The organism is Winogradskyella poriferorum, from assembly GCF_050618035.1.
Classification (GTDB): Bacteria; Bacteroidota; Bacteroidia; order Flavobacteriales; family Flavobacteriaceae; genus Winogradskyella; species Winogradskyella poriferorum_A.
Window position 1 is genome coordinate 869878 of record NZ_JBODPY010000001.1, and the last position, 11499, is coordinate 881376.

An 11499-nucleotide genomic window follows, 5' to 3' on the forward strand; every position below is an offset into this window, starting at 1 on the left:
TCCATAATCAATGTCAAGGAAATCTCACTTTTTTCACATTTTATTATGTAAAAAAAGGGTAATGATTACTTATTTTTGTTTGGCTTAGTGTAACAATGCACAACTAATTGATACAAACACTAAAACAATTTTGAACTTAAACACATTAATAATGAAAAAAAGCTTTTATGCTCTAATGCTTTTCATGTTTGTTGGATTTTATGCCACAGCACAGAAAGTAGAATTTGAAGAGTACAAATTAGATAATGGTTTACACGTTATCTTACATCAAGAGAATGCAGCACCTGTAGTTACGGTGGGTGTAATGTACCAAATAGGTGCAAAAGATGAAGTGGAAGGAAGAACTGGTTTTGCGCACTTCTTTGAGCATTTATTATTTGAAGGAACAGAAAATATTGAAAGAGGGAAATGGTTTGATATTGTCTCAGCTAATGGTGGAAGTAACAATGCCAATACATCACAAGACCGTACTTATTATTATGAAACATTCCCATCAAATAAATTAGAGATAGGACTTTGGATGGAAAGTGAGCGCATGCTTCACCCTATAATAGAGCAAATAGGGGTTGATACTCAGAACGAAGTAGTTAAAGAGGAAAAACGTCAGCGTATTGATAATGCACCTTATGGTAAAATTATATATAGAACAGGTGTAAACAATCACCTTTTTAAGAAGCATCCTTATGGTAGGTCTGTTATTGGATCAATGGATGATCTTAATGCAGCACAGTTAGACGAGTTCATAGATTTTAATCGTCAATACTACAATCCTAACAATGCGGTTTTAGTAGTAGCTGGTGACATCGATATCGAACAAACAAAGGCATTAATTGCAGATTATTTTGGACCAATTCCTAATAATGCTGAGCCTAACACTAGAGAAGAAATCGTAGAGCCACCAATTACTGAGACTAGATATGCAACAGAATATGACTCTAACATTCAAATACCAGCTTATATTTTCTCATATATAACACCAAAATCTACAGATAAAGATGCCTATGTCTTAGATTATATTTCAACAATCTTAACTGGTGGTAACAGTTCGAGAATGTATAAGAGAATGGTTGATCAAGATAAAGTAGCATTACAAGTTTTAGCTTTTAACCAAGGAAGCCAGGATTATGGAACTTATACAATGGGTGCATTAATTAAAGGAGAACCAGATTGGGATGCTCTAAGAGCTACTATGGATGATGAAATAAAAAAGTTACAAACTCAATTAATTTCGGATAAAGAATATCAAAAACTTCAAAATCAGTTTGAAACAAACTATGTTGAAGCAAATTCGAGTGTTCAAGGTATTGCGTCTTCATTAGCTACTTACTACATGTTACAAGGTGATACAGACAGAATTAATAAGCAATTAGATATTTACAGATCGATTACTAAAGAAGATATTATGCGTGTAGCAAATGAATATCTTAAGCCTAATCAGCGCGTAGAAATAAAATATTTAGCAGGTTCTGGACCAGAAGATTCAAAACAATAAGCATTAATTACAGTCATGAAAAAACATTTTATATATACATTGGTTGCGTTATTCATAGGACTAAGCGCAACAGCACAAATAGATAGAACAAAAATTCCGGAATCTGGACCAACCCCAGAAGTGAATTTACGTGAAGCAAAGGAATTTAAGTTAAAAAATGGTTTAACTGTTCTTGTTGCAACAGATACTAAATTTCCAGTAGTTAACTGGAGTCTTAACTTAAATAATCCTCCAGTTTATGAAGGTGAAAAAGCAGGTGTACAATCTTTAACAGGAGCTCTTCTTGGTAAGGAGACTCAAAAAAGTACTAAGGATGAATTTGCTGAAAAAGTTGATTTCTTAGGTGCTTCTGTTAACATTAACCCTAATGGTGGATTTGGTTATTGCTTAGCTAAATATCAAGATCAGGTTTTTGCCTTATTTGCTGAAGCGGCATTACAGCCAAAATTCACACAAGAGGAATTAGATTTTGAAAAGGAACAATTAATCGAAGGGATTAAATCTGGTGAAAATAGTGCAGCAGCGATTGCAGGAAATGTAAGAAGTGCCCTTATGTATGGGAAAAACCATGCGGCTGGAGAAATTGTGACTGAAGAGACTGTAAATAATGTAACCTTAGAAGATGTTAATGCTTTTTATAGTGAGCGTTTTAAACCTTCTAATGGCTACATGTTGTTCTCTGGTGATATTACCGTAAAGGAAGCTAAAAAATTACTTAAAACGTATATGAGTGATTGGGAGGCTGGTTCAGTTGTAACACCAGAATATCCAAGTTTTGAGGATGTTGCTACAACAGAGGTGAACTTTGTTGATGTACCTAATGCAGTGCAGACAGAATTAGCAGTTATGAGTGTTTCACCATTAAAGATGACAGATAAAGATTATCATGCCGCGCTCGTTGCAAATTATATTTTAGGTGGTGCTTTTGGTTCATATTTAAATATGAATTTAAGAGAAGAGAATGGATACACATATGGTGCAAGATCAAGTCTAGGTACTGGACGTTGGTATAATTCAACCTTTAGAGCGACAACTAAAGTAAGAAATGAGGTTACTGATAGCGCAGTGGTAGAAACTCTTAAAGAGATTAAACGCATAAGAACTGAACCTGTGGATGCAGAGATGTTAGCTAATGCTAAAGCAAAGTTCTTAGGTAATTTTATTCTTCAGTCTGAAGATAAGTCAGTAGCAGCAAGACGTGCATTGTCTATAAAGACAAACAAATTGCCAGAAGACTTTTACAAAAATTACATTGCAAATATTGATGCCGTAACAGTAGAAGACGTACAGCGTGTTGCCAATAAATATTTTTCTGATGAGAATGCAAGAATTGTATTGGTAGGAAAAGCGGCAGATGTTCTTGAGAATGTTGAGAAAATAGAATGGAATGGTAAGAAGTTACCAGTGAAGTTCTTTGATAAGGAGGCAAATGTGGCAGAGAGACCAGAAACGATTACTTTACCAGAAGGTGTGACTGCGAAATCCGTATTAGATAAATATCTATCTGCTGTGGGTGTTAAAGATAACATGGATAATATTTCTTCTGTTATGACCCAATATGAAGCTACAACGCCTATGGGAGCCGTAGTGCAAGAAGAAAAGCGTATTGATGGAAAGACTAACCAGAGTATCTACATGGGAGGAAATAAGATGATGTCCATGATTATGACACAAGAAGGTGCATCTGCTAATAATCAGCCATTACCAGAGAACATGACTAATGATGTTAAGGTAAATGCAGGCTTATTTATGGAAATTAACTTGGTAAATTCTGATGCCGTTAAGCTTACAGGAGTTGAAAAAGTTGAAGATAAAGATGCCTACGTAGTACAAGTTCCTGGAGAAGTTATTTCCTATACTTTATACTATGACGTTGAATCAGGGCTAAAGGTTAAAGAGGTACAGACAACTTCTATGGGTGGACAAACTCAAAGTCAGGATGCTGTATTGAAGGACTATAAAGAATTTAGTGGACTTAAGTTCCCAGAGACTAGAGCTGCGACCATGATGGGTCAGTCGGTTGAGTTTAAATTAAAAGAAGTTAAGATAAACGAAGGTGTTTCTGAAGCTGATTTTGATTGATCTATAAGACAATAAATGAAAAGGCCAGAGTTAATGCTCTGGCTTTTTTTATCTCTTAATTCTTCTATGAGATAAATAGACGCCTGCTAAAATTAATAATGTTGCAAGTCCTTGTATTAAGCTAAACGATTCACCATCTAATATTCCCCATATTAAAGCAACAACTGGCATTATATAGGTAACCGAAGAAGCAAAGACAGGTGTGGAAATTTGAACGAGTTTATTAAAGATAACCTTTGCCATTGCTGTACCGAACACAGAAAGTATTATTACAAAAATAATTGAGTTTATAAATTCTGGATGTTCAAAGGTTTCGGTTTTAAAGAAGTCAGTAAAGAAGAGTACAATTAAAGCCGGAATTAAAATAAAGACATAATTACCAGTTGCAATTGCCAAGGGTCTAACATCTTGTAAATAACGTTTTATAATATTTACGTTGGTCGCATACATTAATGTAGAGGCAATAACAAAAATGGCGTAGTAATAATTTTGATTAGGGTTTAATTCCGATCCTTTAGTTATTAATATGGCTGTTCCGATAAAACCTATAATTACACCTAGTACTTGGCGTTTGGTAGAAGAAATTTTGAATACTGCAAAACCAAGTAAGATAGTATTTAAAGGAACTAAGGAATTAAGAATTGATGTTACGGCACTATCAATTTCCGTCTCTGCAATTGCAAAGAAAAAGGCTGGTATAAAGGACCCAAGTAGACCAGAAATAAATAACCATTTCCATTTATCTTTTGGAATTTCCTTAAGACTATAAAATCCAGCAATAAGTAAAATAATACCTGTAATAATTGTTCTTAAGGCACCTAACTGATATGGTGTTAGTCCTAGCAGAGACTTTTTAATAAGAATAAATGAACTTCCCCATATTATAGAAAGTATAATAAGATAGATCCACTTTATATTAGGGTTTTTCATACAAATTCTTGATAAAGGAATCACAAAAATCGTTAATTCTCATTCAAGAAACGGTAAGATTTATTAGATTTAGCGCAAATTTAAGAGTTTAGAATTATGAACACCATAAAGAATCTTTTTAGTCTTGTAGTTGTAATGCTATTAATAGTAGCATGTAAAAATGAGACAGAACCAGAGGTAAAGACTGTTGAAGTTAATGTGACTAGTAAAAGTGTATCACCTACTATCGATGAAAACGCGACTTTTGCAAAGGTTGAATTTGGAGTGGAAGGTATGACTTGTGCAATGGGTTGTGCAAAAACCATTGAAAAGAAAATAGCTAAAATGGACGGTGTAAAATCTGCTAAAGTAGATTTTGAAAAGCGATTAGCAATGGTAGAATATGACGAAGCAAAAGTTTCTCCGGAATCTTTGGAAGAAACGGTAGTAAGTGTAGCAAAAGTCTACAAGGTTAAGAATATGAAGAAAGTAGAGGCGTTTAAAACCGAATAATCGGTTTAAAACAATTCACAAAACCATATAAACGCTATCCATAAGGATGGCGTTTTTTATTGAACCTGAAAGAGAATATAAGTTAAAGCCAAGCAAGCGAAAGGCAAGCTCCAAAGCAGGTAAATGGATGTGGATTTAGCTTTAATCTTTGCCTTAAGTACATTACGTCTTTTACCATTAAAGCGCATCCAATTTTTAAACACAATAAAAACACTAATCAATACAAAAATTGTCCAGAATTTGGTTGTAGATAGCGTTGTCAATTTTATCTGCTTTGCAAATGCTAAGAAGAACGAACTCAACAAAAGAATAATGGACAGCTCGAGAAGGTTTATATATATAAGAGCTATAGGTAGGCTTTTTCTGCCCAAATGACCTTTGTAGAAATTAAGAACCGAAATATAGAATTGATCAAGCATGCTCTAAAAATATAAAAACCACACCTAACAATAAGGTGTGGTTCTTTATATATGTATTACTTATTAGTTACCAGTAACCACGATATTATCAACATGATATCTGGTTGTAGCACTTGGATCTGAACCTTCATAGAAGAATCCAAATACCGCTGTACCATCTACACAAGAAATATTAACTGGCCCTACAGTTTCAAAATTTCCAAAGGTGCTCGATGGACCAACAGGTATAGTTGCATCTAATAATGACCAGGTAGCCGTAGTAGGGTCACCAGTATAGTCTGTAGAAACCCAAACCGATAGGTTTGTGCCGTTATCAAAATTAGACTGAATATCAAATGAAATTTCTTCACCAGTTGTAGCGTCCATATTTACTGGTGGTGTTACTAACCACACATTAGCTTCTGCATTTCCAGAACTAAAAGCCGAAATTCTAGAGTAAAAATTACCACTAAAACTACTAATGAACCAATCTGTACTTGTGCCACTGATATTGATGTTATCCCAGCCTTCAGATGCATATGTACCAAAACCTTCAAAGTCTTCTTCAAAAATTACAGAACCACCACCTGATGCACCAGTACATTCTAAGAAATCTGGGTCACAACGATTTTCATTATCAAAATTGATATCTTCTGGTGAGTTTACAACAATAGTGTAAAAATCATCAAAGAAGTCTCTTGTTAATACTGCAGAAATAGATCCTCTATTAGCCGGTAGTTTTAATCCTTTAAAATCTGAGAACGTACTCGTACTCATGATTACCGTTGTACCGTTAGCACAGCTTTCAACGGTACGCTCACCATCAAATTCATCAGTATCTTCTGCGGCAAATGTTAATGGGTTGTCACCAAGTACATCGTTACGGTTAAATTGCATATCACTAAGTCTAATGAAAAGATTTTCGAGGTCATTAGAGAAGTCGCTAATTTCAACATCTAGAGGAATTATTGTTGCAACTTCAGGGTCTAAAATAATATGCTCAGTTCTTTGAGAATTTGCAATTTTTTCAATTCCATTACCCGCAGCTTTACCTAGTTGTAAAACACCATTATCTTCTGCAATTGTAAGACCGTCTAGTTTAATAAATACTTTTCTTCCAAATTCATATAAGGTAAACAAAGGATTCGTATCGATTTGTACAACAACACCTGCTGTTGGGTTTTCTGCTTTATCCTGTATTACTAATTCTTCGAAAAAGTTTCCACCTTCATCACTTGAGATTACATAACCCGAAGTATAAACATCAAAGTTTGGATTATCTTCGAATGTATAAGCTTCACCTTGTTGGTTAAAGAATCCTAAAACAGCATCAATATCAAGCATCTGATCATCCGGACCAAACTCTACATCATTGACGGTTATATTTGGTAAACCATATTCATCATCTTCTACACAGGCCGTAAATACTAATAAACCTATTAGTAAAAGAGTTAATTTATTTAAGTTTAATGTTTTCATTTTGTTTGTCTTTATAAAGTTAAAGATTATGTTTTAATATTTATTAGAATCTTACGTATAGGTTTAAATAATATGTTGTGCCATTACCGTAGAAATAACGGTTTCCAAAAACAGGTCCATTTTCATTAGTTTGTTCTTGTATCTGACTTCTGTAATCAACTCTTCTTGCTTGTTCAAAGCCACCAGTTCTATATTCCTGATTAAAGACGTTATTTATTGTTGCAAAGAATCCAAGGAAATAATCACCTACTTTCCAAGATTTACCACCAATAATATTTACAAGCATGTAGTCTTCAAATTGTTCTTGTCTCAATAATTCACGTGCAACAATTGGATCGTAATCGTTAAAACCATATCCAGAAATATTTCCACCTTGTCTATATTGATCTTCTGTTATAAGATCTAAGTTTGTATTAAATCGACCTGATCTTTTAAGATTGTTAACATCGACATAAGCATTAGAAAAGTGGTTTGCTGTAACTCCAATATTCCAAAAGTCTGGATCTCTATATTCAAAACCAATTTGAAATGCACGTTCTGGGCCACCTGCTACATGATAATTTTCTAGCGCTACTGTACCATCTCCATAAGTTAAATCAGTAGCAAAATCATCACCAGATAAATACATGTTAGGATTATTGGTAAAAATGTATTGCCCAACCGAGGCAGCACCTTTTAATTTGATTGTTGGTGTTACTTGTGCTTCTATACCAAGCTCACCACCTAAATGTCTTCGGTCTACATTTGTAAGTACTTCTTGTACAAATGCTCCAGAACTTCCTTCGGTAAAATAGAAACCAATATCAGTTCCATCCTCAAATGTTGAATAGAAACCTGTAATACGTGCTTTTACAATTGGCGATCTGTAAATGTAACTAGCATCTACTGTAGTGATGACTTCACTATTAAGTTCATTTACCAATTCGTTATTTTGTCTTGCATTTTCAAAGGTATTTCTAATGTTAGGTGCTTTGGTTAAATAAGCCGCATTAAAATCAAATAAATGCTTACCGCTTAATTTATAAGTACCACCTGCTTTGATACCAAAATTTGTAAATTCTGCTTTTTCGCTTTTTCCAAAGGAGTTATCAGCAAAATATCCGTTTTGATATAAACCATTTCTCTGGTAATCTGTACGTGATACATTTCCTGCTAAATAGAAATCAACCTTATTATATTTAAACTGTGCTTGAGCAAAGCCACTTAAAACATTAGCATTGATTTCGTAATTGTATTTGTATCGATCGCCTTCTCCTGCTAATCGGTTAGGGTTTCTAACATCGGATTGAGCTAGGTTACTTAAATTTTGATTAGGATCAGTTTCTTCAGCAAAAAAGTCGACATCCAAATAACCTGTTGCTCCAAACAAATCTTTTACTAAAGCAAAATTTTCACTCTTTAAAGTTCTGTAGTTAATCGCACCATTGAATTTGATATTATCTGCTAATTCTGCATCTAATAATATGTTGGCAGTAAGTTGTTGATCATCAATACGATCTTCTTGTAACGCGTAAATTGCATTATGACCTCTAGCATTAGAGTTTATATTGGCTCTGTAAATATCATTCCAATTAAATTGGCCATTATTTATAAATTCTTGCTGTGCCAAATAAGCCAGCTCATAATCATTTGCTGTAGGAGCATCATCAGTATTTAAAAAATAACTTGGTAAATTTTGATAGTACGTTGGGTCTGTATTACGAGCACCACCTATATAAGTATCTTGCCCATTGAAATTCACCAAACGTGTACCACCATTATCTATTCTGGTATTTCCAATTTTACCAAATTGATAAGCAACATTTGTGTTTAATTTTACTTTTGATGAAACATCCCAAAAATGGTTTAACATTAAAATAGGTTCGTTTATTTCACGCATTCTTGAATTGCGCTGTTCTCCATTGAGATCACCCCAAAACGGGTTATACTGTCTGCCTTTTAATCGAAAAACTTCTTCGGTAATTGCAGTTGAGCGACCACGGCGATTCTTTGCATAAATCCCAGTAAAGTTTAAACTATGCTTATCATTTATTTGTTTCTCAACAGCTACAAAAAACGAGTTAGCATCATATAAAGTACCATCTATATATCCATTCTCTCCGAAACGTCTTGACCCTAAAACAGAATAGGACCAACCACCTTCTAGAAGTCCAGAACTATAGCTCGCCATGACTCTACCTTGATAACTTCTATTGGCAGATGCATAAGAAATTCGACCACCTCTTCGGTATTTTGAAGCGCGCATAATAATGTTATTGGTACCTGCCAAATCACCAAAAGCGTAATCATTAGGTGAAATACCCATTGAAAACTCTTGGTTTCTCTGAACATCGTTAAGTCCTCCCCAATTTCCCCATTGTGGGCGACCAGTGAACTGCTTGTTCATTTCAATTCCATTGATCAGAACTTTACCATTTGCATTATCTAATCCTCGAGGTCTAAAGAATGTGGCGCTAAAGTCAAATGCGGCAGCATTTAAAAATACATCTCGTGAGGCCTGCAATAAACCAGAAATATTATCTGTTAGACCATCATCTTCACTATTTAAATTGTCATCAGAAATAGAAATAATAAAGAGATCTTTTTTGTCGCTCGAATCAAAATCTAAAGTCATACCGCTGATATCAACTGTTTGACCTTCGTTTACAACGATTGGGTAACGCTTTGTTACGTAACCGACTTTTTCAACTTTTAAAACCTGTTCACCAAGGGGTACATTTTCGGAAAAACTAAACTCCCCTTTGGCATCGGTTTTTGTGGTTTGTCCGGTTTCCTCAAAAGAAACCGTTACATCAGGAATAGGTTCTCCTGTAGTTCCATCTAGAACGCTTCCTTTAACTAAAGTTTGTTGTGCAAAACTTGAAAAAGTAAAGGCAATTCCACATAGAAATAGTAAAAAACTTTTTTTCATGCCTAATTTTAAAATTGATTGTTACAGTAGATTAAATAATAGTTATTTAAGGCGTCCAAATGTACGTTATTTATAATAATTACATACTTTTGGCAAGCAATTTATATAGGAAATAACAATAAGATAATACTACACTATGAAATTACTAAAATCGATTCTCCTAATACTCACATTTGCTACTTTTTTTAGTGTAAATGCCCAGCAGGAAAAACGTTTTAAAATACATACCGTTGCTTTTTATAACCTCGAAAATTTATTTGATACAATCAATGACCCGCTTAAGAATGATGAAGCTAGTCCAATGATGGAATTAAAGGCTAATCGCTCTGAGGTTTATAGAAAGAAGATTAAAAATATGGCTAGGGTTATCTCAAATATTGGGAGTGATAAAGCTAACAATTCACCTGCTGTAATAGGTGTATGTGAAATTGAGAATAGAAAAGTTTTGGAGGATTTAGTAAATGATCCATTGCTTTTAGCCAAAGATTATGGCATAATACATTACGATGGGCCAGACCGAAGAAGTATTGATGTAGCGCTCTTATACCAAAAGTCGCTTTTTCAACCCATGGAATCGAGCTCACATGAGCTAAAAATATATGACGACCTTTCGAGAAAGCGTGTTTACACTAGAGATCAGTTGTTAGTGAGTGGTAAGCTAGATGGTGATTTAATACACCTTATAGTTAATCACTGGCCATCGCGTAGTGGTGGCGAGGCACGAAGCAGGTCTAAACGTGTAGGCGCTGCGAAATTAAACAAACGTCTTATTGATTCTTTACAGTCTATAGACCCATACGCTAAAATTTTAACTATGGGAGATTTAAATGATGATCCTACGAATGACAGTGTGAAGAAAGTACTTAAGGCTAAGAAAGATAAAAAGAAAGTACCACTGAAAGGAATATATAATCCTTTTGAAAAAATGTTCACAGAGAAAGGATATGGCACTACAGCTTATAGAGATGCTTGGAGTTTGTTTGATCAAATAATGGTGACCAAACCTTTAATCGAGAGTGACTATTCTTCATACCGTTTTTGGAAAGCTGGGATATATAACAAAGCGTATTTATCTAACAAAAGAGGACGATGGGAAGGCTATCCATTACGAAGTTTTGCTGATGGTGGATTTACCGATGGATTTAGTGACCACTTCCCAGTCTATGTTTATCTCATAAAAGAGGCAGAATAAGGAATTAAAAAAAGCATCTTAATTAAGATGCTTTTAATTTTTAACTGAACCAAAGGTTCCAAGGTATCTTTGCTAAGACCAGAACCAAAGCTAAGCTGTAAAAGATAGCCAGCATTTTAAATTTAGGTTTAGATACCAATTTCTTTTTATGTTTTGAATAACCAATTGTTACAAGTGCAACTGCAATAATCATTGTTGTTGGATGTTCTACAATTAGGTTTCGTAATCCAGAGTTCTTCATAACTTCTCCCATACCACCTACCTGCTCTATAGTTGAAAAGTAATCTTTAAGGAAAAATAGGATTATACCTATAAGTAATTGTATATGCATTGTGATTAATGCAAATAAGGATATTCTAAAATCTTTAGGATCAAATTCTTTATTTCCAAAAAATTTAATCAATGCATTAAAGGTTGCTACAACAAGTACAAGTAAAACTAGATAAGCCCAATAAGAATGAATAAATTGTACAGTTTCCATAAATGAGAGGTAAATATTATGTTGCAAAAATAACAATTTAGA

At 34.1% G+C, this 11499-nt stretch carries 8 protein-coding genes; 4 read left to right on the forward strand and 4 right to left on the reverse strand.

Features of this window, described 5'->3' with window-relative positions; all coding sequences use genetic code 11:
* Positions 1-151: 151 nt before the first annotated feature.
* Together ACRHOC_RS03890 and ACRHOC_RS03895 are read left to right on the forward strand one after the other, a co-directional pair.
* A complete protein-coding gene (locus ACRHOC_RS03890) occupies positions 152-1492 on the forward strand; it encodes a M16 family metallopeptidase (protein ID WP_431157236.1) in 1341 nt (446 codons plus the stop codon).
* A gap of 15 nt (positions 1493-1507) precedes the next feature.
* Positions 1508-3574 carry a M16 family metallopeptidase gene (locus ACRHOC_RS03895; protein WP_431157238.1) on the forward strand — a complete coding sequence of 689 codons (2067 nt, stop codon included), beginning with the start codon at positions 1508-1510 and terminating at the stop codon, positions 3572-3574.
* 48 nt (positions 3575-3622) lie between these two features.
* Here ACRHOC_RS03895 and ACRHOC_RS03900 read toward each other — a convergent pair whose 3' ends face one another.
* The gene (locus ACRHOC_RS03900; RefSeq protein WP_431157239.1) at positions 3623-4504 is read right to left on the reverse strand and encodes a DMT family transporter; all 882 of its coding nucleotides are present in this window, start codon (positions 4502-4504) and stop codon (positions 3623-3625) included.
* Positions 4505-4600: 96 nt separating this feature from the next.
* Between ACRHOC_RS03900 and ACRHOC_RS03905 the strand changes: the two genes are divergently transcribed.
* Complete coding sequence (locus ACRHOC_RS03905; protein WP_431157240.1) at positions 4601-4996, forward strand: cation transporter; 396 nt, start codon at positions 4601-4603, stop codon at positions 4994-4996.
* 482 nt (positions 4997-5478) lie between these two features.
* Here ACRHOC_RS03905 and ACRHOC_RS03910 read toward each other — a convergent pair whose 3' ends face one another.
* Both ACRHOC_RS03910 and ACRHOC_RS03915 read right to left on the reverse strand, forming a co-directional pair.
* The gene (locus ACRHOC_RS03910; protein ID WP_431157241.1) at positions 5479-6873 is read right to left on the reverse strand and encodes a DUF5689 domain-containing protein; all 1395 of its coding nucleotides are present in this window, start codon (positions 6871-6873) and stop codon (positions 5479-5481) included.
* A 43-nt stretch (positions 6874-6916) separates the two neighbouring features.
* Positions 6917-9784 carry a carboxypeptidase regulatory-like domain-containing protein gene (locus ACRHOC_RS03915; RefSeq protein ID WP_431157242.1) on the reverse strand — a complete coding sequence of 956 codons (2868 nt, stop codon included), beginning with the start codon at positions 9782-9784 and terminating at the stop codon, positions 6917-6919.
* Between the two features lie 136 nt (positions 9785-9920).
* On the opposite strand from ACRHOC_RS03915, the gene ACRHOC_RS03920 reads away from it, so the two are divergent.
* Positions 9921-10976, forward strand: coding sequence for an endonuclease/exonuclease/phosphatase family protein (locus ACRHOC_RS03920; protein WP_431157243.1), 1056 nt, complete (start codon positions 9921-9923; stop codon positions 10974-10976).
* A gap of 40 nt (positions 10977-11016) precedes the next feature.
* Here ACRHOC_RS03920 and ACRHOC_RS03925 read toward each other — a convergent pair whose 3' ends face one another.
* Positions 11017-11457, reverse strand: coding sequence for a hypothetical protein (locus ACRHOC_RS03925; RefSeq protein WP_431157449.1), 441 nt, complete (start codon positions 11455-11457; stop codon positions 11017-11019).
* Between the last annotated feature and the right edge of the window lie 42 nt (positions 11458-11499).

Bases quoted from the DNA above. Each gene is read 5' to 3' on its own strand.
- ACRHOC_RS03890 (WP_431157236.1), top strand. From the start codon at position 152: ATGAAAAAAAGCTTTTATGCTCTAATGCTTTTCATGTTTGTTGGATTT.
- ACRHOC_RS03895 (WP_431157238.1), top strand. From the start codon at position 1,508: ATGAAAAAACATTTTATATATACATTGGTTGCGTTATTCATAGGACTA.
- ACRHOC_RS03900 (WP_431157239.1), bottom strand. From the start codon at position 4,504: ATGAAAAACCCTAATATAAAGTGGATCTATCTTATTATACTTTCTATA.
- ACRHOC_RS03905 (WP_431157240.1), top strand. From the start codon at position 4,601: ATGAACACCATAAAGAATCTTTTTAGTCTTGTAGTTGTAATGCTATTA.
- ACRHOC_RS03910 (WP_431157241.1), bottom strand. From the start codon at position 6,873: ATGAAAACATTAAACTTAAATAAATTAACTCTTTTACTAATAGGTTTA.
- ACRHOC_RS03915 (WP_431157242.1), bottom strand. From the start codon at position 9,784: ATGAAAAAAAGTTTTTTACTATTTCTATGTGGAATTGCCTTTACTTTT.
- ACRHOC_RS03920 (WP_431157243.1), top strand. From the start codon at position 9,921: ATGAAATTACTAAAATCGATTCTCCTAATACTCACATTTGCTACTTTT.
- ACRHOC_RS03925 (WP_431157449.1), bottom strand. From the start codon at position 11,457: ATGGAAACTGTACAATTTATTCATTCTTATTGGGCTTATCTAGTTTTA.